The organism is Peribacillus sp. AS_2 (assembly GCF_026891895.1).
GTDB classification, from domain to species: Bacteria; Bacillota; Bacilli; order Bacillales; family DSM-1321; genus Peribacillus; species Peribacillus frigoritolerans.
Window position 1 is genome coordinate 92,741 of the sequence record NZ_JAPTGA010000011.1, and the last position, 25,526, is coordinate 118,266.

The window sequence follows — 25,526 nt, forward strand, 5'->3', positions numbered from 1 at the left end:
AACCGGATGAGCTCTGCTCTTCCGGTTCTTTGTGCATCAGTTTGCTGCTGGAATCAATCCTTTATGAATGGAGACTTCCTGAATGGCGCGGTAGACGGTTTCGACCATGAAATCGAGTTCCTTTTCTGACATGGAAAGGATCGGCATCATCGTGATGACTGGACCGAGTTCCCGGATGATCAGGCCATTTTCCCGTGCTGTATGGATGATTTCGGAAACGACATTCTCTTGGAGGGTGAACGTTTCTTTTGTTTGGCGGTCTTTAACGATTTCCACTCCAATCATGAAGCCGCGCTGGCGGATATCGCCGACTATCGAAAGTTCGTATAGCGCTTGCAGTCTTTGTGATAGGTATTTTGATTTTTTCTGGATGTCTTTAATGAGATTGCGGCTTTCCATTAGCTCGATATTCTTCAGGGCCAGGGCACAGGCAAGCTGATTTCCTGTATAGGTGTGACCATGATAGAAGGTTTTATGTTCTTCCCGTTCTCCCAAGAAGGATTGAAAGATCTGCTCGTTCATGATGGTGGCGGCGAGTGGCATATATCCCCCAGTGATCCCTTTACCCATACACATGATATCGGGAACGACATCTTCCTGTTCGCAGGCAAACATCGTACCGGTGCGACCGAACCCTACAGCCACCTCGTCACAAATTAAGAGGATATTGAACTTTTTGCATAATTGTTCGACCTCTTTCAAAAAGCCCTGGGGATGGGTTATGATGCCTGCTGCTCCCTGCACGAGCGGCTCGATGATCAATCCTGCAATTTCCTCGGATTGTTTCTGCAGTAACTTCTCCAGTTCCTTCAAGCAATGGTTTTTCACGGCTTCTGGATCTCCATATTCAGTCATGTGATAGGCATATGGTGAAGGAGCTGAAATCCGTTGAAATAAGAGGGGCTTAAAGATTCTATGGAATAGATCCATTCCGCCCACACTCACGGCACCGACAGTATCTCCATGGTATGCTTCGTCAAGGGAGACGAATTTGTTTTTATTAAGATGCTTGACGGGATCGATATTCTGCCAATATTGATAAGCGACTTTAAGGGCGATTTCCACAGCGGCTGATCCCGTGTCGGAGTAAAAGACTTTCGATAAAGAACCAGGAGTGATCTCTGCCAGTTTTTTCGCCAGTAAGATCGATGGTACATTTGCAGATCCGAGCAGCGTCGAGTGCGCGACTTTATTCACTTGCTCAATTAGGGCGCCGTTTAATTCAGGCTCGTTATGCCCGTGAACATTCACCCATAATGAAGCATAGCCATCGAGGTAGCGTTTGCCATCCACATCAATCAGGTAGCTGCCTTCGCCGCGTTCGATGATAAGCGGTTTACTTTCCCGATACGTTTTCATTTGTGTGAACGGATGCCATACATATTCCTTATCCCATTGTTCTAAATCCTGACTGTTCATGCTTCGAACACCTCTTTCAGTTGTTGGGTATATTCTTGATCACCAAGCAAATCAAGGATGCAGATCCTCAAGTCTTTTCTAACATCGGCCAGCGTCGGGATGCAGGCGAGGCCATTCAGCCCAGTTAGCTTTTCAATGGTTTCGATATTGTCTTGGTGAATCCGATCTTCTGCCCGGAAATGATTATACAAAATGGTTTTCACGTTTATATCATGGACTTGGGCATAAGAATGGGTCGTCACGACATCATGAATCGCCCCTAAACCGCTTGTGGATACGAAGAGGACAGGCATCCCGCAATCCCTTATGAAATCGGCCGTCATATAGAAACCTTCCGTTCGTTCAATAAGCGGCACAGCCAATCCTCCAGCGCCTTCGACTAATACGATGTCATACATTTCCTCAAGTTCATGAACCCTTTCCACGACTTTCTTCTCATCGATGAGACTGCCGGTTAATTTAATCGCCAAATGTGGGGAGGTTTCAGGTTCCAGTGTGTAAAACCCCGATTCCTTTACACCGAGTTCCTGCTCAAACCAAGATATATCCGGGTATGTATGATTTTCCTCATTGATTCCAGTTTGAAATGGTTTGAATATCGTAACGCTTTTTCCCAATGTTTGAAGAGACAGATAGAGTGCACTAGTGACGATGGTCTTTCCAATATCCGTGCCAGTTCCGGTTATAAAGTAGGCTTGGCCCATGGGTGATTCAGCTCCTTTACGTTTATATATCTTGCAATGCGCGGCCGTACTTGCTGAATGATGACAGCACATAGAATGCATAGCATTAAATCACCGGGTACAGGTAACAAAAAGCCGTATAGAATCGTTTGGCTGATGGAAAGCGGCGTTTCCACAATCCACTTCATGGCACCATACAGCCAGATGCAGCCGAAAAGGTAAACGGTCAGCAAAGTGGCGGCATTAGCAAAGAATATGGAACGAATCGTGGAGAGGGAGAACCGGTTGATCAGCCATCCATTTACATAGGCTCCCAGTATATATCCGAGCAAATAGCCGAAAGTGGGTTTGAATATATAGCCGAATCCCCCGCCTTCAGCAAACACGGGCACCCCGATAAGTCCGATCAAGACGTAGCATAACTGACTGAGCATCCCAAGCCGGGGCCCCAGCAATGCGCCTGCCAAATAGACTGCCAGAATTTGCAGCGTGAATGGTATGTAAGGGATAGGTATCTTAATAAAGGCGCCGATGGCAGTTAGCGCGGTAAAAAGGGCCACATAAGAAATCGTCCTTGCTTTCAAGTTTTTACCCCCCTTTTTTTTGAAAGTGCTGGCAGAATGCCCACTATTAGTTTGCCTGATTCCTATTTTATATGTCAACTAATTTGTTATTTGGTTAACATATAAAATGCCAGTTTTCTTAGGATTTAAAGGACAACTAGGAAAATATTGAAAAAAGGCCATTGAATAATATTTTGTATGTATGTTATTATTCTAACGATATGTTAACTTTTTGTAATTTAGGTTAACAAATATTATCGCTCCATTGATACTGCTAAATGTTAATTGCCCATTGAGGCTGATGGTGCACATGGAACCGGTTGGTTGGAGGGGAAAGTGGTTTAGGTAAACTCGCGGCTGGAGCAGCAGGTTGCAGGAAGCGGGTCTATTACTGAATATCTTCCGTTTTATGTGCGGAGAACCGAAACAGGATATGTTCTTTTTCAAGGATGGCGATTCGGCACAAAATAAAAGAAAAGAGGGATAGGTTTGGAAACATTGGTAAGGGATTGGAAGATGTTAGCGGAGAACGTTATCAAAGGACATAAAGTGACGGAGGAAGAGGCATTATCCATCGTCCAAGCCCCAGACGAAGAGGTTTTGGAAATTCTGAATGCAGCCTATCTCATACGTAAGCATCATTATGGGAAAAAGGTAAAATTGAATATGATCATCAATACGAAATCAGGATTATGTCCCGAAGATTGCGGCTACTGCTCGCAGTCGATCGTGTCGGAGGCCCCGATCGATAAATATGCTTGGCTGACTAAAGAAAAGATTGTCGAGGGAGCGCAAGAATCAATTCGCCGGAAGGCGGGTACTTATTGCATTGTCGCTTCTGGCCGTCGTCCGACCAACAGGGAAATCGATCATGTCATTGAAGCGGTAAAAGAAATCCGCGAAACGACGGATCTTAAAATCTGCTGCTGTTTAGGTTTCCTGAATGAGGAACATGCCGGTAAACTAGCGGAAGCAGGCGTTCATCGCTATAACCACAACTTGAATACATCACAGGAAAACTACAGTAAAATTACATCGACACATACATATGAAGACCGGGTAGATACAGTGGAAGCTGTGAAAGAAGCCGGAATGTCCCCATGCTCTGGAGCCATTTTCGGAATGGGTGAATCTGAGGCGGAAGCGGTGGAAGTCGCTCTATCCTTACGCAGCCTTGATGCAGATTCCATTCCTTGTAATTTTCTCAATGCAATTGACGGAACGCCGCTAGAGGGAACTTCCGAGCTGACCCCCACTAAATGCCTGAAATTGATTTCGATGATGAGATTCGTTAATCCGAGTAAGGAAATCCGCCTGGCCGGCGGCCGGGAGGTCAATCTTCGTTCCATGCAGCCCATGGCACTTTATGCAGCCAATTCCATCTTCGTCGGCGACTATTTAACGACAGCTGGTCAAGAACCCACAGCGGACTGGGGAATCATTGAAGACCTGGGATTTGAAATTGAAGAATGTGCCCTTTAATTGATAAAGAAGATTATTGAGAGAAACTAAAAAAACACCCTTAGGGTGTTTTTTTTTAGTTAGTCGATAAAAGGAGGTTCGGAATAATCCCACTTTGAACCATTATCTTAAACAAGACTAGTTGTTTTTTACAGTATTCCTTATTGGATTGAATGAGCGACACTTCTGCCGAATAACTGGCTAGCCAAGACTTCACAGCCGCTTACGGTGAAGAGGCTTTGCAGACAGTCGGCGGAAAGGGAGCTGATTTCCGGAATCAACTGGAATGTAATTTCAAGAAAAAACTGAAGGCTCGGACACATCCCGAAGCAAGTTTAAAGATAGGGAATACCTCATGTTTTTACAGTAATCCTTAAAGGATGGAAGAAATTTGCGAGACTCCTGCCGAATAACTGGCTAGTCGAGACCCCACAGCCGTTTACCGGCGAGGAGGCTTGGCAGACAGTCGGCGGAAAGGGAGTGGGTTTCTGGAATAAACTAGAATGTAATCTCAAGAAAAAACTGTAGGCTCGGACGTATCCCGAAGTAGATTTAAGATAGGGGATCCTACATGTTTTTACAGTAATCCTTAAAGGATGGAAGAAATTTGCGAGACTCCTGCCGAATAACTGGCTAGTCAAGACCCCACAGCCGTTTACCGGCGAGGAGGCTTGGCAGACAGTCGGCGGAAAGGGAGCGGATTTCTGGAATCAACTGGAATGTAATCTCAAGAAAAAACTGTAGGCTCGGACGTATCCCGAAGTAGATTTAAGATAGGGGATCCTACATGTTTTTACAGTATTCCTAAAAGGATGGAAGAAATTTGCGAGACTCCTGCCGAATAACTGGCTAGTCGTGACCCCACAGCCGTTTACCGGCGAGGAGGCTTGGCAGACAGTCGGCGGAAAGGGAGCAGATTTCTGGAATCAACTGGAATGTAATCTCAAGAAAAAACTGTAGGCTCGGACACATCCCGAAGCGAGCTTAAGATAGGGGATCCTTCATGTTTTTACAGTAATCCTTAAAGGATGGAAGAAATTTGCGACACTCCTGCCGAATAACTGGCTAGCCGAGACCCCACAGCCGTTTACCGGCGAGGAGGCTTGGCAGACAGTCGGCGGAAAGGGAGCGGATTTCTGGAATCAACTGGAACGGTTTTTAAAGAAAAAAACTGCAGACATTGCAGTAATAGAACTAATGTCCTTCAACCTTTACAAAAATAAAAAAATAATGATAAGTGAAAATAATGACAAAAAAATGCTAAATTGTTAGTGAGGTTTTATAATGAATTACCTGAATACTATAACATTTGCTGCATTGTAGTAAAAGATAATGATATAGGGAAAGGATCAGTATTGGTAATATCAATAATGAGAGGATAGTTTTGTGTGATGCATATATGGCTGATTAGTTTTATTATTTTATTATTGCTATTAATATTTTATACTATTATCCCAACGGTGCTAATTCGTGTATGCAGCTTGGGAATAACCAAAAAAATCAATTCGATTAATGGGATTGCGCTAACTTTCGATGATGGCCCAAACCCTGAATATACCATGAAATTACTTGATCTTTTAAAAGAATATGAGATAAAGGCCACATTTTTTGTTGTGGGCAGTAAAGTGAAAAGTAATCCTGGGATTATTAAAAGAATGCATGAAGAGGGACATACGATAGGTATCCATCATTTTCATCATGTTTCAAGTTGGGTCCTATCACCAATTCATCTGCGAAAACAGTTGGAAATGACTGAAAAGGCGATAACGGAATGCACGAATGAAAAGGTGATTTTTTATAGACCGCCATGGGGCCATTTCAATATGTTCACCCCACTATTCAGTAGGAAATATAAAGTGATTATGTGGTCCGGCATCTATGGGGATTGGAAAGTCGAAAATTGCAAAAATACTCTGCTTGATCAGCTTCGAAGCACTTCAACAGAAGGTTCCATCCTATTGCTTCATGACTGTGGTGAAACATTGGGAGCGGATAAAGAGGCACCAGGCTATATGATTGAAATGTTAAAAATTTACCTGCAGGAGAGTAAGGAAAAAGGAACACACTTTATTTCTTTAAAAGACTTATAACTAATTCTGGGGGTATTATGGATATAGATACGCTTATACATTTTATTGATTCATATGGATACCTGATCATTTTTCTTTTTTTATTCTTCGGCATCGTGGGAGTGCCTGCTCCAGAAGAATCACTTCTATTTCTAATTGGGGTGCTGGTTGTCCAAGGTAAGCTCTCTATGGGTTTAGCGATGCTGTGTGCAATTCTCGGTGCCTTTATCGGAATGCTTGCAGCTTATGCATGCGGAAAATATGTGGGGTATCCATTTATAAATAAATATGGAAGATTCATTGGGATTACGGCTGAACGCTGGGAGAAAGCAAAGAGAAACTATACGGATAATGCACGAAAAACGTTAGTATTGGGATTTTATATTCCGGGGATGAGGCAAATAAGTCCATATTTTGCAGGAATCTCTTCTATACCCTTTCGGAAATACTTCCTCTTTTCCCTATTAGGCACTATACTATGGACCGTCCCTTTTATAGTGGCCGGTTATTATGTGGGGGATGCTTTTAATGTTAATCCCAAATATGTTCCATATTTAGGTGTTGTATTTTTAGTTATTTTTGTACTCTATGTTACTATCAAATACATTAAAAAGAGAAAACAAAGATCCAAAAGTTGAGTCGGCTCCTTATTAAAAAACGTCGGAAATAAAAAATCGATTTAAGGAATTTGTTCAACGATATTGTAAGAGGAAGATATCATGAACTATATATTTTGTATTTTCAGAATGATTTCTTAGGAGATGACACATATGAAGAAGATTTTGTTTTTACCTCTCTTTCGAATGCAGTCGGGACATCATCAAGTTGCAGAGGCATTGATGGATATGTTAAAAAAGCATTCGAATGGGATTGCTTATAAAAAAATAGATTTAATCAGCTATACCAATACCTCTCTAGAAAAATTCATTGCAAATAGTTATCTGACATGGATCCGTTATGCGCCGGAAACCTATAATCTTGCCTACAAGAACCTGTTTTATGTTCACTCGCAAAAGGAAAGTGTATGTAAATGGTATCAGCAATTATTCATGAATAAGATGGAACGATTGATAGCGGAAGAAAATCCTGATTTAATTGTGTGTACACACGGTTTCCCTTCATATCTTTTGAGTCAGTTAAAGATGAAAGGGAAGTGCAGCACACCGGTAATAAACGTGTACACGGACTTTTTTATTAATAATGTGTGGGGAACCGAAGGGATAGATGCCCACTTTCTTCCTAGTCAAGAAGTGAAAGAAAAGCTGATGAGTAAGCGCCAAATACCAAAACAAACGATGATGGTCACTGGCATTCCCGTGCACGAGGAAATCACAAAAAATGCCCGTGTCCAAAGAAACACAGAACGGTCAAAAATCTTGATATCCGGAGGAAATAGCGGTCTGGGAGGGATTTTGAACTTAGGTGATGAGTTAAAGAATTCAACCGACTTTGATTATTTAGTTCTTTGCGGAAATAACAACAAGCTTTATGAAGAAATCAATACATGGAACTTACCTCATATCAAACCATTGCCCTATATCTCATCAAGGTCTGAAATGAATAAACTTTATGAAGAAGTTGACGCAATCGTTACGAAACCGGGCGGTGTCACGATCAGTGAATCATTGCGAAAAAGGCTTCCGATCTTTGTTCATTCCAGGCTACCGGGGCAGGAGGAAATCAATCTGCAGTATCTAAAACAGCAAGGCCTTGTATTTAAACTTAATCAGAAAACGCCATTTGAAAAACAATTGCTGAGTATATTGAAGGATCAGAAAAAAATGAAGAAATGGAACACATCCATAGAGTCCTATCATAAGGAAATAGAGTTGGAGAAACCCGAGGGAATAGTGGAGGTCATGAAATTGATCCTTGATCTTAATCAAAATGGTACGCCTTCCTATCTAGCCCGACAGCCCAAACTTCTTTATAGCTAAATGCATGGTGTTCCAGAATGGATACGGAAGGCTGCTGAATTAGCAGCCATCCTATAATGAAAGGTCGGAAGGAAGAGTGACTTTGAAAAAAACATACCTTATGATTTTTTTGATGATGATGCTTGTGATGGCGGGGGCAGGGTGTTCAAGTGATGAAACGGAAATGAAGCCGCAAGCCGGAGGAAAAGTGGAATTGACGGTTTCCGCAGCTGTAAGTTTGCAAGATGCCTTGAATGATATAAAGAAGTCTTTTGAAAAAGAGAATGCAAATGTGGAAGTTCATTATAACTTTGGGGCCTCTGGAGCTCTTCAGCAACAGATATCCCAAGGCGCACCTGTTGACCTGTTTTTCTCAGCAGCAGAAGATGAATTTGATAAATTAATAGAGGAAGATCTTATTGAAGAGAAGAATGGAATCGATTTAGTCGGCAATGACCTGGTGCTGGTGGTGCCAAAGGATTCCAAAAAGGGAATCGGATCACTGGAAGACCTCACAAAGGCCGATAAAATTTCGATTGGCACTCCAGAGTCTGTACCGGCAGGGCAATATGCGAAACAAACTTTGGAAAACATGAACCTTTTCAAAGAGGTGGAAGATCGATTAGTATATGCCAAGGATGTCCGGCAAGTGCTTACATATGTGGAAACGGGAAATGTGGACGCAGGCCTCGTTTATAAAACGGATGCGCTCAACTCATCAAAAGTTGAGATCATTGCAACAGCCCAGGGAGATTTACATGATCCGATCATATATCCCGTGGGAATGATAAATAACCTGGATCATGCCAAGGAAGCCAAGCTATTCTATGACTATCTCCAAACGGAAGCCTCCATGAAAATCTTTGAAAAATACGGATTTAAGAATTTGAAATAACCGCCAATCCGGTGGCCTCAGTTTGTAGACAAAAGGGGTTCGGAAAATATCTCTTTCATCAAATGAAGTTCCCAAGCTAACACCCTCAACTCATCAGGTATGGTTTCTAACTAAATGTTAAAACAAAGTCGATTGGAGAGTAAGGTGCGAGACTCCTGCGGGAAAAGCGTGTCTAGGGAGACCCCGCAGGCGCAAGCCGAGGAGGCTCCCTGACCGCCCGCGGAAAGCGAGTGCCTGTAGCGGAAATCGACGTTCATTGTACAAGCCATAAAAAAATGTAGGCAAACTCTAACCACCAATCTGGTGGTCTTTTTTTTATTCATCCGCAGTAATATTAGGTATATTTTCCTTTATATTAAAACCTCTTCTTGCCTTACACGTAAGAATAAGGACATGCATGTAATCGTTTTTCAATCGCTGCGTAATATGGGCCTTGTGACAAAAGAAGGACAGCACATTACTGTCCTTTGGCTTGACTGCGACTGGTACCATTCTTTTTGAAAACGATGTAAAACAGTTTAATAGGCAGGTATCCTATAACCCCGCCGAGAGTATTCAGGATCAAATCATCGGTATCAAAACTTCCTAATTCAAATAAAAGCTGAAGAATCTCATAGGTGAAACTAAGACAGAATGTTGCAATCAAGATCGATTTGAGTTGGGAAAACCTTTTTGACAGTAAGGGAAGCATCAAGCCAAAAGGTACAAAACCGATGATATTCCCCGCTATATTTTCAATCCGGATCGATGGGTTAACATCCGCTAAGAACAGGTAATGGGCAATGGTTTTAAAAGGGATGAAGTTATGGGACCCCCAATAGTGGCCATGGGAAAAACTTATATGACCATTCATTTCGGTTATCGAGAAGGTTTTAAATAAAATGAGCTTTGTAAGGATTAATAGATATAGAACCATAGATAACGATAATACTATTTTCACAAAAATTTTCATGATACAACTCCAATATTAAAGTGGGAAATATTTATCATTTTATCATAAATGGTATATGATGAGTTTAATGTAATAATTTACTATATTTTTTTGTTCAAATTACCAGGGAGGGGTAAAACAGTGGAGGAAGCAATAATTGATTTTATCATTGCGGTCATATTAATTATTGGTTTCACATACGGTCTCATTAGGCAATTTAGACATTGTGTCAGTATCAGGAAGGGAAATAAGTCGGAGTATGTACATTACAAGAGGGCATTGGTTGGAAACTATCTGGTTTGCCTATCTTATTCAGGGTTTCTTTTTTCTTATATTTTGAATTCATTATTGGCATCCCGAATTATACAGGCTTCATTTGTTACAAGTGATAATACAAGTTTTTGCAGTTTCAGTTTTCTTGCCATTCTATTAATAGCCAAATTTGGGATTATTCCTAAGGGAAATGAACAAGTTGAATTACAAGAATACATAGTTGAGAAAGAGGAAATATGAAGAAAATTTCACTTATCATATTAATCGCATGTATATCGATCACCTTTCTATTGAATGTTGCCATGCCTGAATTTGCTGGCAAAATGAAGCATAATATAAGTTCCATGAATATCCTTTATTCATACAGTGTCACAAAAACATTCTCGGAACAAACCCATGATACGATCGAAATGGCATCCGTTCCTTCAGGGAAAACAGAGACCAGGGATGCCAATTTCCGAATTGATGTCAAGCTTGAGGGCACGCCGCTGAATATTAAAAGTGTAGTGAAAGAGCACTTGAATAAACCTCAAGCGTATAAAACTAAAGAAAAGTTAACCGGGCCCGAAAAGGGGTTTTCATACCGGACATATCATCTTACCAAAAATTATGATAAAGGAAGATATACAGTCATCCGAACGAATAAAATAACGGGAAAAGAAAAGGTGTATGCCGGAACTTACTATGAGCCGAGCACGCAAGATCCCATCGTAAAATGGTCGCGTGATGAAAAATGATGGCGGTCATACGATTTCATGTAAAGTTGAGTGATTAAATGGAAAAAACAGTGAAAATCGAGGAATATAACCCTGATTGGGTCAGTGAATTCCATCAGGAAAAAGCGAGGATAATGGAGGTTTTAAAGAACGATTCCCTTTGTGTCGAGCATATTGGAAGTACATCCGTCATGGGGTTGGGGGGAAAGATCAAAATGTGGCTTCCATATAAAAAGCGAAGTAAAACAAATGAAATGTAAGCGTTATCCAAAAAGCAACTGGGGTTATTATCCCGGCTGCTTTTTTGTGATGCATGCACATTGGTGTTAAAATTAGGAAATGGTAAAACGGAATGTGTACACGCAAATTCCTATCAAGGAGGCTTTCATGAGAAAGGTAGAGGTCGTACCATATAAGAAAGAATGGTCCAAGCTATTTCATGATGAATGCCAAAAATTAGAGGATATTTTCGGGCCTGAAATGATGAATGTATACCATATTGGCAGTACGGCCATCCCGGCCATACATGCCAAGCCTGTAATAGATATTTTGGCAGTGGTGAAAGATGTGGAATGTGTCGCTGACTTTAATAAAGAGATGGAAGAGCTGGGGTATGATGCCAAGGGGGAGAACGGAATCGCTGGACGACGGTTTTTTCGTAAAGGCGGGGATGAGAGGACGCACCATATTCACATGTTCCAAAAAGGACATGAAGAAATTGCCCGACACCTCGCTTTTCGGGATTATTTGCTATCACACCCTGATGAAGCACAAGAGTATAGTAGGCTGAAGAAACGCTTGGCAGCGGAATTTCCAGATGATATTAAAGGATATGTAAACGGGAAAAATGATTTTATCAAAAAGGTCGATGAAAAAGCGAAACATTGGGCGAAGCGTGGTGGTCATCATGTTAATGAAGTGGATCAAATGCCAAGTGAATGAGGAAAACAAGCGTTCATTTTCAGAAGCACAAGAGGGATGGGTAGAATTGCGTCATTGTGATGGCTTCATCGGTCAAATCGTGGAATAGAAATGAACCATGTGAAGCAGGCATTCTCTCCGTTTGGAATGATCTCCATTGTTATCAACGTTTCATGGAGCATCAGCATGGTGAAATATTCGCCAGTAGTGACCAGGGAAGTACGTATTTCTTTCGATATATTCGAGAGCATATCCAATATGGGAAGAACAGGCATTACGGATATTGTTGATAAGGGAAAATTACTTCGAGTGGCTGAATGTTCTGTTGAAAATGTTAAACAAGCCCGTTTTGAGCAGGTGCCAAAAGATGCAGGGAACAGGGGGATGATACCGGGCATGCTGTCAGGCGCATTCGGTAAAAGGCAAAACGGCAGATATTTGGCCGCATCATATGGGACAATGCATATTCACATCAACGGTATGCGTATAAGGAATTGCCTGCATTGATAAAAGAAGCGGGAGTGAAAGATTCAACCCAGCGAATTTCAGTAAGTTTAATTGAATTGCATCCAAAGTGGATGTTCATTTAGAATCAAACATTATCAATCTATGGCGTCTTGGATTGTTGCTTTCTTAATGGAATGGCACTAAATACATTTTCTACAGAAGGGGATAACAAATGAAATTAGATTATGATTCACAGTATATCAGGGGCATCTACCTCAATAGAGACCGAATATCTTCGTATGACCATTTCCCTCTTGATCTTCCGGTTATCAGGCACCTTCAGGAAGTGGCTTTTCATCCCAGTGTTACCTATGTCATCGGGGAAAATGGAATGGGAAAGTCCACCTTGCTTGAAGGTATTGCGATAGCGTATGGCTTCAATCCAGAAGGCGGAACGTTGAATTTCAATTTTTCCAATTATGATTCACATTCCAATTTGGACGAATACCTCCGTTTGAAAAAAGGCGTATACAAACCGAAGGATCATTTTTTCTTTAGGGCGGAAACCTTTTATAATTTGGCTACGAATATAGAGGAATTGGACAGGGAGTCATCGTTTGGGTCGAAAATCATCGATTCCTTCGGTGGAAAATCGTTACACCAGCAATCCCATGGGGAATCGTTTTTTTCTGCTTTTGTAGAACGATTTCAAGGCGATGGATTGTATATTCTCGATGAGCCTGAAGCTGCTTTATCCCCATTGAGGCAAATATCGATGCTGGCCAGGATAAATGAGCTTGTTCAACAAGGATCTCAATTCATCATTTCCACCCATTCCCCGATCATCATGGCCTATCCGGATGCTAAAATCCTCCAAATTTCAGATGAGGGAATGAGTGAGGTGGCATTAGAGGAGTCCAATCACTATTTGTTAATGAAACAGTTTTTCGAAGATAAAGATCGGCTGCTTCATCATCTGTTTCAATGAGATTTTAGCTTCTCCAATGAAAAACCCCGTCTGCACTGCGCATTCGGGGTTTTCATTTTTTTGGAATTGGTTGTTGACAGCTTAGGTGTATTACGGGTATAGTACATCTATAAGGTGTATGAACCACTTAGTACATACACACATATCAGACTTTTTTAAATAAATAGGGGGTGGTTTTAATGAACGTAAATACCCGGGAACCGGTATATCTGCAAGTCGTTAGGCACTTTAAAGAACAAATAGCCATTGGTAATTTCGTAGCGGGGCAGGAAATTCCCTCCCGAAGAGAACTGGCGGCTTCACTCAATATAAATCCCAATACCGCTCAAAAAGCGTATAAAGAAATGGAGGAACAGGGCTTGATTCATACAGAACGAAATTTCCCCAGTCAAATCACGACGAATGAAACGATTTTACAGGCTGTAAGGCAGGAATTGATTTTGGCGGCCGTCGATACATTTGTCGATGCGATTCGTCCGATTAATGTACCGGTTGATGAACTGCTTCGTGTGGTTAAAGAAAAATACTCGGTAGAAATAAGGGAGGAGGAAGAAAAATGATAGAAGTAAAAAAGATCTCCAAGAATTATGGACGGAAAAAGATTTTGGATGATGTTTCATTTACAGCCAATAAAGGAGAAGTCACTTGTCTGATCGGGATAAATGGTGTCGGTAAAACGACTACACTCAAAGCGATCATGGGATTGACGCCATATAAAGGTGAAATCCTGATCGATGATCAAAAGATGACAAAGGACAGTTATGAAAAAATCACCTTCATTCCGGACGCACCAACCATGCTTCCGCAAATGACCATTAAACAGGCCATGGTTTTCATGTCGGATTTCTATACGTCATGGAATCCGGAAAGAGCTAACCAGCTAATGGGGTTTTTCAAGCTTAAAGAGGAGAATCGCATTTCGGAATTGTCAAAAGGGAATACAGCTAAGCTCAACCTTATGCTTGGTTTGTCCCTTGACGTCGATTATGTACTGATGGACGAACCATTTTCGGGAATCGATATGTTTAGCCGCGAGCAAATCGCCGATGTCTTTGCGAGCCACCTGATTGAAGATAGAGGAGTCATCATCACGACCCATGAAATCGGTGATATTGAACATTTGATCGATAAGGTCATTTTATTGGATAACGGTTCGGTGCTTAAAGAGTTCAATACAGAAGAAATGCGGGAAGAGGAAGGGAAATCGGTAGTCGATGTAATGAGAGAGGTGTATCAAGCATGATGCGATATATAAAACTAGTGAACTTTGAAATCAACCGTTTCAGTAAAATTTATCTTAGCTTATTGTTGATCACCTTGGTTTCGCAATTTGCCGGAGTGATCATCGTAACGAAGAGCCTTCTTAATGATGCCAGGGATATCATGAAAGAAGAAAGACTATCTGAAGCCGCTTATATTACCAATTATGGATCCATTGATTTTAACCATATCGCCAATAGCCTCTTGTTTGTAGGACCGATAGCGCTGAGTGCGGTTGCCCTGATTTTTTACATTTTCCTTATTTGGTATCGTGATTGGTTTGGAAAGAATACGTTCATTTATCGTCTATTGATGTTACCGACATCCAGATTATCGATCTACCTTTCAAAAGCTACGTCCATCTTCCTGATGGTATTAGGGTTGATTGCTTTCCAAATCATCATTTTACCTATGGAAAATGCCCTATTTAATTCGAATGTGCCGGAAGCGCTCTTGAGTGAAATGTCAATTTCTACTATCACGATTGCCAATCCGATTTTGTCATTGATCATTCCAAGCACGTTCACGCAATTCCTGATTTCCTATGGCATCGGTCTTATGATCATGTCGATATTATTCACGGCGATCATGTTTGAAAGAAGTTTCCGCATAAAAGGATTCATAATGGGCTTGTTATATTGCGGAATCGCTGCTGTGTTGTTTTTAGCCCCAGTTTTAATGGAAATCGGGAATTTCTATTTCTATCCAAATGAATTATTTGGCCTGATGCTCGCAATAGGGATCATTTTGACAGGATTATCGGTTTGGCTTGGTGCTTGGTTATTGAAAAATCGCGTTACCGTATAACAATTTTAAAGGAGAGTGAACAAGGTGAAACGTTATTTATGCAGCATCATTATTGGAATGGTTGTCATCTTAAGCATCGGGACCTATTATGTCAAAGTAGCTTCCTCCGCTTCCAGCCTTCCAAAGTATACGTTCAAGACACTAGAAGGCAGCGATAAAGAGCTCGTTCCGGTTATCATAAATGCTACGCTTCAAAAGGGCAGTAATTTTTATGAACCATTAACAATTGAATCCAATACAACGACATATGCCAGCGAAAGGTCTTACTTGGAGAACTTAACTGGAAGACAAGGTCATGAAATTGAAAGATTGGTAAAAGAACATCGTTCATTTATGCGTGGCAAGGGTTCCATTAGTTCTTTATATGAAGACGATGATTTTCTTGCTTACGCTAGGGTGAATAGCGAATATACAAAGAGCGGGAATATGGATGCAGAGTTTGATATCGGTTTACTGGAGAAGAAGGACGAAGAGGAAACTTCATTCCAAATTGAACTTCCGAATCAAGGGAGAATCATGAATGCTGATGTCAGGGATGTGCAATTGGTCCATTCAAAACTTCAGGTTTTAACGATGAATGATGTGAATTCCAACAATGAGAAGCAGACAAAAGAAGTTCATCTGTATACGATCGATGTAGCCAATAAAAAAGTCTTGAGCGATAAAACCCTTGTATCTGAAACCTATACTGACCCTAATCAAGTTGATTTTGAGATGCCAATCGATGTTGCTCCCTCACAGCCGAACAACATGGTATTCATTTCGGTAAATAAAGGGGTAAATCATGAGGATGGCTTTGAGGAAAAACTAAAGGAAAGCAAGCTTTTATCTTATAATTATGAATCGGAAAAATTAGAAACGGTTAAAAAAGGATCACTTAGCCTAGACATGGCTAGGTCAGGATATGCAGACGGAAAAAACCTTTATGCAGTTGAAATGAAATCAGGCAAATATCGCATTAAAACGTTTGACCTCAGCAGTCAAACGTTAAGGAATGATACGGAGCTTGATATAGCTGCTAATGAGGAAGAACAATATACCGTTGCCTTTAAAAACGGGCGTGTGTACTTCCTATTAAATGGAATGAATCAAGAGGGCAAATCAAACAAGCCTGCAAAACTTCTGATTGCAGATATAAAGACTGGAAAGACTTTATATAAAGGTGAAACAGTCATTAATAAAAAGAACAGCAAAAGTTTTCAACTTTATTTCGATGACCTGGAAATAAAATAAGGACCAACTATTGCTAGAAGCTGTTAAATGAAAAAGGGATATCCTCCAATGGGATATCCCTTTTTATTTAAATGGAAGCCAAGTTCGTTCTGGCTGTACGTTCCTTCTTGCCGTGCAGGAAGTGGTAAAGGACGGAGGTCAAGATGACCAAAACGCCCAAGATGACATAAAGTGTGCTGTAACCTGTAATCGGAATGATGAATCCCAGAATATAAGGGCCGAAGCCAAGTCCTGCATCAAGCATGATAAAGAAGGTGGACGTTGCCATCCCCATTCGGTGAGGCGGTGTCAGTTTAACTGCAATCGCCTGCGAGCTTGATTGCATATTACCGAATCCGAGGCCAATGAGGAAACCAGCTGCCAGTAAAGTGAAACTATTGGTTGTCATACTTAGAAGCAGCAAGCCGACTCCGAAAATAATGAAAGCCGGATACATAATGAAGTTCGATCCTTTCCGGTCCATCAATGGTCCTGAGAAAGGACGGGATATCAATACGGCTACTGCGTACACTACAAAGAAGAAGCTTGCCGTATTGACCAGATCGATTTCGATGGCATAGAAACTGATGAAAGAAAGGACACTGGAATAACAGAAAGCCAATAACAGAGTGATGATTGAAATGGGCAGTGCCTTAGGTTCAATGAAATTGGAAAGCTTGAATCCTTTGCTTTCCGTAACTTTTGCCGTCACTTTCAATGCCGGGACATACAGGAAGAATGCTGTAATCAGGGAGATCACACCTAAAGCCAGGCAGAAACTGAAAATGATTTGGAAGCTTGTATGTTGGGCCATAAACAGACCGATGAAAGGACCGATAGCCGTCGCAAGTGTTGCGCTCATGCTGTAATAGCCGATGCCTTCACCCTTTCGTGTCGGCGGAATGATCTGCGCGACGATCGTGCCTGTCGCAGTACTTGCCATCCCCATTGCCATCCCATGGATCAGGCGGTTAACAAGCAGGAAGCCGATTCCAAGGTCCACGAAATAAAGAATTGTTGTCAAAGTGAAAAAGATCAAACCTATGAATAACGTTTTCTTACGGCCGATTGAATCAATGAAACGGCCAATGAACAGACGTCCGATCAACGTCCCGATAATAAAAATTCCCGAAATGAGTCCGGCTTCGCTTGTAGAAGCATCCAATTCATTAACAGCATAGATGGCAAGTGTCACCATCAGTAAATAAAAGATTAATGTTATGAAAAAATTGATGGACGAAACGATGACAAAGTCCTTCGTCCACAGTCTGGTACTGGATTGATTCATGTTATTATCTCCTTACTTTATAATGTTATTTCTAATTTCGCCCATGATGCGTATGGCAGCGAGTTGTTCCTCTTCCGTGATCCCTTTCAAGATTTCCTGTTCAAATTGATCGATTGTCACGCGGACTTCGCTGTAGACCTTTTTGCCAAGCTCCGTAAGCCGCATCCTTTTCTCGCGTTTATCTTTGCTTGGCACATGCTCGACATACCCTAGCTCTTCCAAGCGGGCAATGGTCCTCGTAATCGTGGGTTTCTCCACGCTTTGGTAATTGGCAAGCTCTACAAGCGTCGCCGAACCATAATTGTTCAAGTAATACAAAATGGACCATTGCGCCCTGTGTAAATCATGCTTGTTCAGCTGGATATTAAGATTATTTTCAAACGGCCGGTACAGCAGCAATAATTGCTGAAAGAATTTTTGGAAAGTCTTTATCAGAAACACCTCTTATCAATATATAGTTATCATGAGTAATCGTTACCCTGAGTAACTATAATACCAAAATAAATCCATTCTGTCCACTCGGATTTGTGTTGTTATTTTGATGAAATAAGGGAGAGAACGGCAGAAATCACGAGTAAAAGCACCAAATTCACGAGTAAAAGTCCAAACTCACGAGTAAGGCGCCAATTCACGAGTAAAAGTCAGAAATTCACGAGTAAAAGGCCCAAACTCACGAGTAAAAGGCCTAAACTCACGAGTAAAAGCACCAAATTCAGGAGTAAGGCGCCAATTCACGAGAAAGGCGCCAATTCACGAGTAAAAGTCGGAAACTCACGAGTAAAAGGCCCAAACTCACGAGTAAAAGTCGAAAACTCACGAGTAAAAGTCGAAAACTCACGAGTAAAAGTCGAAAACTCACGAGTAAAAGTCGAAAACTCACGAGTAAAAGTCGAAAACTCACGAGTAAAAGCACCAAATTCACGAGTAAATGCCCAAACTGACGAGTAAGGCGCCAATTCACGAGTAAAAGTCGGAAACTCACGAGTAAAACGACCAAACTCACGAGAAAGGCGCCAATTCACGAGTAAAAGTCGAAAATTCACGAGTAAAAGGCCCAAACTCACGAGTAAAAGGCACAAACTCACGAGAAAGCCGCCAATTCAAGAGTAAACGCTCCAAAAAGTGATCATAAGAGGAGGAGTACAGGTGTCAAGGGATTTCTTCATCATATTGAGCTGTATGTTTCAAATTTAAAGAGGAGCATTGATTTTGGGGCTGGTTTTTGGACGAGATGGGCTATGAGCCATTTCAGGAGTGGGAAAGCGGGAGGAGTTAGAGATTGGGTGAGATGTACATTGTTTTTGTACAAGCGGAAACAAGGTTTCTTGACATTCCCTATCATAGGGGACGAGTGGGTCTTAACCATTTAGCCTTTCACGCCGCTTCCCGGCAACAGGTTGATGAGGTTGCCAGGAATGTTAAGGGGAGGAGTTACCATCATTTACGCCGATAAGCATCCATTTGACGGCGGGTAGGATCATTATGCTGTATATTTCGAAGATCCAGATCCGATGAAGGTCGAACTCGCGGCCCCTTAACAATAGTTGGCATAGCTATAACCATTATTTCCATCTTTCCCATTCTCAGGTTCGGGCTCTGGGCCAAGTGAAAAGGCCTCGATCAATATGAATGCACCGAAAACCTGGGTCCAGCTGCCTAGTAAAAGAATTTGTTCTCCCATCCGTACTTTTTCATTTAAAATGAAAATATTTCCGACCGATTCCAAAAATGAACCGGCTGCAATGAGGCCATTTCCCTTGATCTCAAAAGGTGAAATGGCCTCATCAGTCAGTGTTGCACCGAATGTTTCAAAAGCGGCACCCAGGCCTTGGATTCCACTGCCGATTGCATCGGTTCTCGTGCCTTCCTTCTCTGAACCACTCAACTGCATATCTATTCCAACTACATTTGCGGTATTGCCAATGGCCTCAAGCCAATTGCCGAATATAAAGTAGGATTCCGAACGTTCGTTTTCCGGGTTCAGCATTTTTGAACGGCCGATCGCTTGCAGGGAATTTGCAACGGCTTCAATGCCATTCCCTTTGAGGATGAGATCTTTTCCGAGATTAGTGCTCGTTAAAGTTTGCCGGGTTTGCCCGATTGCACCAACAAGAGTGCCGATGCCAAGTAACCATGCTGCTGAAATAAGGAGGTCATCTCCATTTCCATGAGTGATCATATCTTAAACGCTCCTTATAAGTGGTTAGATTATATTATTCAGGAAACAGTGTTTGTTTACTTAATGCTTTATCACTTTGGGCTCAGGTTGTAAGTTACCCATTTATTGGTATAATGACAGCTGGAGGAGATGATATTGACTTTTAACAATTTTTTGCAAATGATTATCGCAGCACTTTTCTTTATGATTTTTACGTTTTGTACCTGGTATGAAGGAAGCGAAATTCTGGATAGACCTTGGGAATGGAAGCATTCCACGCATTTCACACACATAAATGATGAACAGGCGATAGAGGCAGATGATATTTCGAATTTTGATCATTTCGTGTATGCCGCAAAATTCAAACCGTTATTTCCATTTCTTATGGTCCTAGCCGCATCGTACTTAATCATTCTTACGGGATATATCCTGTTCCAAAGAAGGATTAAAAAGATGGCCCTATTCTTGTTGGGATTTGGAGTCCTTTTTCTGTTTTCAAGCGGTTATGTATCCAATTCCCCGACTGTTGGAGGAAATATCTTTCAAGCATTTTTTCTGATAGGCGGAATGATAGCGATAATGGCTGCAGCTCTCTATTATTATTGGATGCCAAGAGGATTCAATACGTTCATGAAGTAAACAAGCTGCCGATGAGGCAGCTTTTTTTTGTGCAAATTGTTGACACAAAATAACGAAAAATAATAGTCATTTTCGCGAAATTCTTAGATTGAACTTCACTGTAATGTAGTTTATAGTTAAATCGAAATTTAGTAGACCAGTTGTTATAATACCGGCGATGAACCCCTATCGATTGGATAAACCAGTGATTGAAGACTAAAGCGAAAAGGTGATAATATGTCAGGCAAAATCAAAATTGAACAGCCAAAGATCCCCCAAGACTTAACACAAGCGAACTTTCAGGAAATATATTATCAAGATGAGCCTTATCTTGAGTCCTGTATCATAACCAACTGCACGATCGATAGAGAAAAAATGGACAAAATCGTATTATCACAGGTTGTTTTTAAAAATGTGACATTCAGTGATGTATCATTCAGGAATATCGAGCTGACGGATGTCATCTTTGATCATTGCGATTTAACGAATGCCGATTTCATGGGCGGCTCGATTCATCGTGTGGAATTCAAAGAGTCCAAACTTTTAGGCATTAACCTTTCTGACGCAAGCTTAGGGAATGTCTTCTTTGAGAATTGCAACCTGAATTTAAGTGCCTTTGGTTATTCCAGTTTAAAGCAAGTGAGGTTCGATCATTGCTCATTGGAAAGTGCTGATTATTATGAGTGTAAATTCATTAAAGTGAAGTTCGAAACATGCAGATTAAATGAAGTGAACTTTTCCCGGACACCGCTCAATGGAATTGATATTAGCAGTTCCGCATTTCAAAGGATTACCGTATCCCCGGAAGATTTAAAAGGATGCGAAGTTTCCCCGGACCAAGCGATAGTCTTTGCAGCCATGCTCGGACTGAAAATTAAAGAGTGAACCTTTCAATAAGGCTGAAGCGAGGGACCGCTGAATTTGGCGGTCCTTTTTGAGTTATTTGTGGTGAATATAGGCAGAGTGAATAAAATGATATGTATAGAAAAGTACGGAATCTTTGCACAAATGCAGTATTACTTTACAATATTTGTTAAGTGGAAGGGGGATTGAATGTTGATTATCAATAAGGTCACTTTGTATGGTCATGCCTGGAATGAAATGCGGAATTTTTATGTTGATGTGTTAGGATTTAAGTTACTATCGCAAACGGATGATGCTTTTGAAATTAAGGCAGGGGATAGTGTGCTTGAAATCAAAAAATATCATCACAAAGATAAGCCCTTTTACCACTTTGCCATGAACATTCCGACCAATTTATTTACTTCGGCAAAAGCATGGGCGAAATCAAAAGTGGAATTGACCAGGGAAGAGGATGATGACGAAGTTTATTTCAGCTTTTTAGACGCACGGTCTTTTTATTTTTTAGACCCTTCAGGCAACATTGTCGAGTTCATAGCGAGATATTCCGTATCACCCGAATCAGCGGCTGATTCTTTTTCGGCTCACAACGTCCTGTGCATCAGTGAAATAAACATTACGACAGATGAAGTCAGGGCTTTGGGAAATCAGTTGATCAGCAATGGTGTGCCTGTATGGAATGGTGAAGCGATAAGAGAAGATGGATTGAATTTCATGGGTGAACATGAAGCAGGTTCGTTTTTACTTTTAGGTCCAAGGAAACGGCGTTGGATTTTCTCGGATAAAGAGTCGGAAACCTTTCCGCTTTCACTAGTCATAAATCAGCATCTGGAAATTTCATTGGATGGCGAAGGATTTATGGAAATGAAAAAGGGGGAATGATGTCGATTTATATTTTGGAAATAAAGCAGAAGCAGGGCTGCCTGTCATTGGTGTATATCCTTTGATGGTTTTGTCTTTGGGATTGTAAAAGAATGAATAAAGAATAATCTCCAATTATAACGAGAAGAAGGTAATTTATGCTTAACATGATAATTTTCCTATTAAGTTACTTAATAGGTTCCATCCCATTTGCTTTGGTCATCGGGAAATCGTTTTACAATACCGATATCCGCGGATATGGGAGTGGAAATCTTGGCGCAACTAATAGTTTTAGGATATTGGGCAAAACAGCAGGGACGATTGTAGCATTTGCTGATTTATTGAAAGGCATCATAGCCTGCATACTCCCGGTGGCGTGCATTCGAACGTTTCCCCTGCACTATGCGGCTTACTTGCGATAATTGGCCATGCCTTTCCTGTTTTCGCGGGATTTAAAGGGGGAAAGGCCGTGGCAACATCGGCGGGAGTGTTTTTATTTTTAGCTCCATTAGGTACATTCATTGCTTGCACGGTATTTCTCATTAGTTTGCTATCTTCAAAATATGTATCTCTCAGTTCGATACTGGGGATCATTTCCATATTGATATACAGCTTATTTTTTGAAGGCAGGCTTATCATTGCACTCTCATCATTTATTTGTTTATTCGTCGTCATTTTGCATCGAGAAAATATAAAGAGAATATGGAAGGGCACGGAAGCAAAAGTGGGCAGGACCTTTTGATAGCAGAAATGAATTACATACAAATTTTTATGGTTCGCTCAATATTCTAAGTGAATACTGCACCATAACCCAAGGAGCAAAGCCATGAAAAAAAGAAGTTTATTGATAGCGGTGGGCGTGATCGTTTTTGGGATCATTGCCTCGATAGCATGGGATTCTCAAACCAAAAAGAAAGAGGTCGCCGGTAAGCGGGCATTTCCCCAGCATACAGTCTATCAAGCGGGGACGATAAAACCCGACAATCTGTCCCAGGAGGAAATGGATGCTGCCGTGACGACTTTTTATGAAACCTGGAAAGATGACTATCTTAAGCAGCCTGCCGGTAAAAATGATGAATATTATATTTTTTACAATGATAAAGGATATGCAGAGCCCAAGAATGCAGTGACCGTTTCTGAAGCGCATGGTTATGGGATGATGATAACGGCAATCATGGCAGGCAGCGAGGACAAGAGGTACTTTGATGGGCTTTATCGTTTTTATAAGGCGCATGGAAGTGATCATGACCCTTCATTGATGGCGTGGCAGCAAGTAAAGGATAAATCGGGTAAAATCATCAATACGCCAGGGGATGCCGATTCAGCAACTGATGGCGATATGGATATCGCCTATTCATTATTATTGGCTCACGGCAGTGGGGAAGTGAAGGGGAGATCGACTATCTTGCAAGTGCAAAGGACATCTTGGATGCGATCATGTCGAATGAAATAAATCGGCCGCAGTCCCTTGTTAAACTAGGGGACTGGGCGGAAGATGAAGATGACGTATACGGACAATCGACTCGTTCCTCTGACCTTCTTCTCAATCATTTTAAGACATTTGAGGCGGCGACTGGGAATGAAGAATGGAAAGATGTAAGAGATAAGGCCTATAAGGTCATTCTATCTATTTATAAGGAGAAAAGCGGCAATACTGGCCTCATCCCGGACTTCATTGTACAATCCCAGGGAGAATATCAGCCGGCAGAAGCGGACTTTTTAGAAGGGGAGAATGACGGCAAGTATAGCTGGAACAGCAGCAGGACCCCATGGCGCTATACGCTCGATTACTTACTGACTGGTGATGAAAGAGCGCTGCCGCAATTAAAGAAGATGAATGATTGGATTAAAGCGGAAACGGATGGCAACCCTGAAAATATCCAATCCGGTTATACGCTAAGCGGAAAAGCCGTGGAAGAAGGGAATAGTACAAGCTTCGTCGCTCCATTCATGGTGAGTGCCATGGTGGATTCCTCCAATCAGCAATGGATTAATCGCCTATGGAACCGGACGATACAGGAAAAAGATGATGATGATTATTTTGCCAATACGATAAAATTACAGACAATGATCGTGGCTTCCGGTAACTGGTGGGCGCCATGATTCAATGGAAGAAACCAATTAAAGATGAAAAGGAGTTCGATGAGGATGATGAAGGTCACACCTTTCTTGATGTTCGAAGGTAATGCGGAGGAAGCGATGAATTATTACACATCTTTAATCGAAGGATCAAAAATAAACAGCATTGTCCGGTATGGTGCAAATGAATCAGGTACAGAGGGAGTAGCATGCAGGCTACCTTTAACTTGAAGGATCAGGAATTCATGTGCATCGATAGCAATGTTAAACATCAATTTACATTTACACCATCGTTTTCAATTTTCCTTACATGTGATAGTGAAGAGGAAATTGACAGGCTTTATTCGAGCTTAACTGATGATGCCATTGGGTGACCATTTCTTTAGTAAGAAGTTCGGCTGGGTATCCGATAAGTTTGGTGTTTCCTGGCAGCTTATTCTCCCAATATGAATGAAATGAAAAGGCCACTGGATAGTGGCTTTTTTCAGTTTATTGACCAAAGGGTGTCCGTAAGTGACACCCCGAACCATGAGGAGCGGACGGATCGAAAAAAGTGCGTTAACAACGAAAAAACATAAACAAGACCTGGTTGTAACTATATGATTTCCACTCCAGGCACTCGCTTTCCGCGGGCGGTCCGGGAGCCTCCTCGACGCTCTTTGCGCCTGCGGGGTCTCCCTTGGACACGTTTTTCCCGCAGGAGTCTCGCACCTTCCGTTCCAATCAACTGGAATGTTTTTTTAAGAAAGAACTGTAGGCTGGCCTCATCCTGAACCTTGATTATGTTTTTTTAGTGTTTTATGAATCCACCCGCTAGATTGAAGAAATTTGCGACACTCCTACCGAATAACTGGCTAGCCAAGGCCCCACAGCCGCTTGCGGTGAGGAGGCTTGGCAGACAGTCGGCGGAAAGGGGGCGGATTTCTGAAATCAACTGAATATTTTTTCAGACTGTAGAGGCATCGATTCACATCGTCGAAAAGATTCCTGACAGTGAATTGATCATTTTTGAAAAAAGCTCCCACTATCTTTTCATGATGAAAATAGGGAATTCATTTCGAGGATTTCTTCTTTCATTAAAGAGAGATTTGGACACAAAG

General features: G+C 41.5%; 27 protein-coding genes and 5 pseudogenes. 24 read left to right on the top strand and 8 right to left on the bottom strand.

Going from position 1 to position 25,526, the window contains the following annotated elements; all coding sequences use genetic code 11:
* Positions 1 to 36 precede the first annotated feature (36 nt).
* From bioA to OTG27_RS19370, 3 genes are read right to left on the bottom strand one after another with little or no spacing between them, the layout of a single operon-like run.
* Complete coding sequence (gene bioA, locus OTG27_RS19360; RefSeq protein ID WP_268937790.1) at positions 37 to 1,419, bottom strand: adenosylmethionine--8-amino-7-oxononanoate transaminase; 1,383 nt, start codon at positions 1,417 to 1,419, stop codon at positions 37 to 39.
* Positions 1,416 to 2,123 (bottom strand): dethiobiotin synthase, encoded by a 708-nt coding sequence (gene bioD / locus OTG27_RS19365; RefSeq protein WP_268937791.1) that lies wholly within the window; start codon positions 2,121 to 2,123, stop codon positions 1,416 to 1,418. The genes bioA and bioD overlap by 4 nt, the downstream gene beginning before the upstream one ends.
* Entirely contained in the window at positions 2,102 to 2,686 is a 585-nt protein-coding gene (locus OTG27_RS19370) for a biotin transporter BioY (RefSeq protein WP_034310656.1), read from the bottom strand. Before OTG27_RS19370 ends, bioD begins: the two co-directional genes overlap by 22 nt.
* Positions 2,687 to 3,181: 495 nt before the next feature.
* Between OTG27_RS19370 and bioB the strand changes: the two genes are divergently transcribed.
* The 5 genes from bioB (at position 3,182) to modA (ending at position 9,006) form a co-directional block, all read left to right on the top strand.
* A complete protein-coding gene (bioB, locus tag OTG27_RS19375; protein ID WP_063577586.1) occupies positions 3,182 to 4,147 on the top strand; it encodes a biotin synthase BioB in 966 nt (321 codons plus the stop codon).
* A gap of 1,370 nt (positions 4,148 to 5,517) precedes the next feature.
* On the top strand, positions 5,518 to 6,216 hold the full coding sequence (locus tag OTG27_RS19380; RefSeq protein WP_268937844.1) for a polysaccharide deacetylase family protein: 699 nt from the start codon (positions 5,518 to 5,520) through the stop codon (positions 6,214 to 6,216).
* Positions 6,217 to 6,233: 17 nt separating this feature from the next.
* Positions 6,234 to 6,833, top strand: a complete 600-nt coding sequence (locus OTG27_RS19385; protein WP_034310668.1) for a DedA family protein — start codon at positions 6,234 to 6,236, stop codon at positions 6,831 to 6,833.
* Positions 6,834 to 6,965: 132 nt separating this feature from the next.
* Positions 6,966 to 8,132 carry an MGDG synthase family glycosyltransferase gene (locus tag OTG27_RS19390; protein WP_268937792.1) on the top strand — a complete coding sequence of 389 codons (1,167 nt, stop codon included), beginning with the start codon at positions 6,966 to 6,968 and terminating at the stop codon, positions 8,130 to 8,132.
* Between the two features lie 82 nt (positions 8,133 to 8,214).
* Positions 8,215 to 9,006 (top strand): molybdate ABC transporter substrate-binding protein, encoded by a 792-nt coding sequence (modA, locus tag OTG27_RS19395; RefSeq protein WP_268937793.1) that lies wholly within the window; start codon positions 8,215 to 8,217, stop codon positions 9,004 to 9,006.
* 457 nt (positions 9,007 to 9,463) lie between these two features.
* On the opposite strand, the gene OTG27_RS19400 is transcribed toward modA, so the two are convergent.
* Complete coding sequence (locus tag OTG27_RS19400) at positions 9,464 to 9,958, bottom strand: VanZ family protein (RefSeq protein WP_268937794.1); 495 nt, start codon at positions 9,956 to 9,958, stop codon at positions 9,464 to 9,466.
* A gap of 120 nt (positions 9,959 to 10,078) precedes the next feature.
* On the opposite strand from OTG27_RS19400, the gene OTG27_RS19405 reads away from it, so the two are divergent.
* The 11 genes and pseudogenes from OTG27_RS19405 to OTG27_RS19455 all read left to right on the top strand — a co-directional run bounded on the left by OTG27_RS19405 (position 10,079) and on the right by OTG27_RS19455 (position 16,582).
* Positions 10,079 to 10,450, top strand: a complete 372-nt coding sequence (locus OTG27_RS19405; RefSeq protein WP_268937795.1) for a hypothetical protein — start codon at positions 10,079 to 10,081, stop codon at positions 10,448 to 10,450.
* Entirely contained in the window at positions 10,447 to 10,947 is a 501-nt protein-coding gene (locus OTG27_RS19410) for a hypothetical protein (RefSeq protein WP_268937796.1), read from the top strand. Before OTG27_RS19405 ends, OTG27_RS19410 begins: the two co-directional genes overlap by 4 nt.
* Before the next feature lie 38 nt (positions 10,948 to 10,985).
* A complete protein-coding gene (locus OTG27_RS19415) occupies positions 10,986 to 11,186 on the top strand; it encodes a GrpB family protein (RefSeq protein WP_268937797.1) in 201 nt (66 codons plus the stop codon).
* Positions 11,187 to 11,313: 127 nt separating this feature from the next.
* The gene (locus OTG27_RS19420) at positions 11,314 to 11,868 is read left to right on the top strand and encodes a GrpB family protein (protein ID WP_268937798.1); all 555 of its coding nucleotides are present in this window, start codon (positions 11,314 to 11,316) and stop codon (positions 11,866 to 11,868) included.
* Positions 11,840 to 12,137, top strand: a pseudogene (locus tag OTG27_RS26750) (DUF4937 domain-containing protein). The gene OTG27_RS19420 and the pseudogene OTG27_RS26750 overlap by 29 nt, the downstream one beginning before the upstream one ends.
* Entirely contained in the window at positions 12,106 to 12,354 is a 249-nt protein-coding gene (locus OTG27_RS26755; protein ID WP_374941276.1) for a hypothetical protein, read from the top strand. Before OTG27_RS26750 ends, OTG27_RS26755 begins: the two are co-directional and overlap by 32 nt.
* Positions 12,355 to 12,526: 172 nt before the next feature.
* The gene (locus OTG27_RS19435) at positions 12,527 to 13,282 is read left to right on the top strand and encodes an AAA family ATPase (RefSeq protein ID WP_034310704.1); all 756 of its coding nucleotides are present in this window, start codon (positions 12,527 to 12,529) and stop codon (positions 13,280 to 13,282) included.
* Positions 13,283 to 13,461: 179 nt separating this feature from the next.
* Entirely contained in the window at positions 13,462 to 13,842 is a 381-nt protein-coding gene (locus OTG27_RS19440) for a GntR family transcriptional regulator (RefSeq protein ID WP_268937801.1), read from the top strand.
* Positions 13,839 to 14,525 carry an ABC transporter ATP-binding protein gene (locus OTG27_RS19445; protein WP_268937802.1) on the top strand — a complete coding sequence of 229 codons (687 nt, stop codon included), beginning with the start codon at positions 13,839 to 13,841 and terminating at the stop codon, positions 14,523 to 14,525. The genes OTG27_RS19440 and OTG27_RS19445 overlap by 4 nt, the downstream gene beginning before the upstream one ends.
* Positions 14,522 to 15,349 (top strand): hypothetical protein, encoded by an 828-nt coding sequence (locus tag OTG27_RS19450; protein ID WP_268937803.1) that lies wholly within the window; start codon positions 14,522 to 14,524, stop codon positions 15,347 to 15,349. Before OTG27_RS19445 ends, OTG27_RS19450 begins: the two co-directional genes overlap by 4 nt.
* Positions 15,350 to 15,373: 24 nt before the next feature.
* Entirely contained in the window at positions 15,374 to 16,582 is a 1,209-nt protein-coding gene (locus OTG27_RS19455; protein WP_268937804.1) for a hypothetical protein, read from the top strand.
* 67 nt (positions 16,583 to 16,649) lie between these two features.
* Here the strand turns inward: OTG27_RS19455 and OTG27_RS19460 are convergent, their stop codons facing one another.
* From OTG27_RS19460 to OTG27_RS19470, 3 genes are all read right to left on the bottom strand, one after another.
* Entirely contained in the window at positions 16,650 to 17,849 is a 1,200-nt protein-coding gene (locus OTG27_RS19460) for an MFS transporter (protein ID WP_268937805.1), read from the bottom strand.
* Between the two features lie 12 nt (positions 17,850 to 17,861).
* Positions 17,862 to 18,281 (bottom strand): MarR family winged helix-turn-helix transcriptional regulator, encoded by a 420-nt coding sequence (locus OTG27_RS19465; RefSeq protein WP_268937845.1) that lies wholly within the window; start codon positions 18,279 to 18,281, stop codon positions 17,862 to 17,864.
* Positions 18,282 to 18,458: 177 nt separating this feature from the next.
* Positions 18,459 to 18,584, bottom strand: coding sequence for a hypothetical protein (locus tag OTG27_RS19470; protein WP_268937806.1), 126 nt, complete (start codon positions 18,582 to 18,584; stop codon positions 18,459 to 18,461).
* On the opposite strand from OTG27_RS19470, the gene OTG27_RS26760 reads away from it, so the two are divergent.
* Positions 18,579 to 18,797 carry a DUF874 family protein gene (locus OTG27_RS26760; protein WP_374941277.1) on the top strand — a complete coding sequence of 73 codons (219 nt, stop codon included), beginning with the start codon at positions 18,579 to 18,581 and terminating at the stop codon, positions 18,795 to 18,797. The genes OTG27_RS19470 and OTG27_RS26760 overlap by 6 nt on opposite strands.
* A gap of 221 nt (positions 18,798 to 19,018) precedes the next feature.
* A pseudogene (locus OTG27_RS19480) lies at positions 19,019 to 19,387 on the top strand (VOC family protein).
* Here the strand turns inward: OTG27_RS19480 and OTG27_RS19485 are convergent.
* On the bottom strand, positions 19,384 to 20,028 hold the full coding sequence (locus OTG27_RS19485; protein WP_098864699.1) for a DUF6944 family repetitive protein: 645 nt from the start codon (positions 20,026 to 20,028) through the stop codon (positions 19,384 to 19,386). The pseudogene OTG27_RS19480 and the gene OTG27_RS19485 overlap by 4 nt on opposite strands.
* A 135-nt stretch (positions 20,029 to 20,163) precedes the next feature.
* Between OTG27_RS19485 and OTG27_RS19490 the strand changes: the two genes are divergently transcribed.
* The 6 genes and pseudogenes from OTG27_RS19490 to OTG27_RS19520 all read left to right on the top strand — a co-directional run bounded on the left by OTG27_RS19490 (position 20,164) and on the right by OTG27_RS19520 (position 24,876).
* Positions 20,164 to 20,646: a DUF4306 domain-containing protein gene (locus OTG27_RS19490; protein ID WP_268937808.1), complete on the top strand. Its 483-nt coding sequence runs from the start codon at positions 20,164 to 20,166 to the stop codon at positions 20,644 to 20,646.
* A gap of 216 nt (positions 20,647 to 20,862) precedes the next feature.
* The gene (locus OTG27_RS19495) at positions 20,863 to 21,510 is read left to right on the top strand and encodes a pentapeptide repeat-containing protein (RefSeq protein WP_268937809.1); all 648 of its coding nucleotides are present in this window, start codon (positions 20,863 to 20,865) and stop codon (positions 21,508 to 21,510) included.
* A gap of 168 nt (positions 21,511 to 21,678) precedes the next feature.
* Positions 21,679 to 22,368 carry a VOC family protein gene (locus tag OTG27_RS19500; protein ID WP_268937810.1) on the top strand — a complete coding sequence of 230 codons (690 nt, stop codon included), beginning with the start codon at positions 21,679 to 21,681 and terminating at the stop codon, positions 22,366 to 22,368.
* Between the two features lie 137 nt (positions 22,369 to 22,505).
* Positions 22,506 to 23,089, top strand: a pseudogene (gene plsY / locus OTG27_RS19505) (glycerol-3-phosphate 1-O-acyltransferase PlsY).
* A 258-nt stretch (positions 23,090 to 23,347) separates the two neighbouring features.
* A pseudogene (locus OTG27_RS26765) lies at positions 23,348 to 24,450 on the top strand (family 8 glycosyl hydrolase).
* A gap of 45 nt (positions 24,451 to 24,495) precedes the next feature.
* Positions 24,496 to 24,876 (top strand): annotated as a pseudogene (locus OTG27_RS19520) (VOC family protein).
* The last annotated feature ends 650 nt before the right edge of the window (positions 24,877 to 25,526 follow it).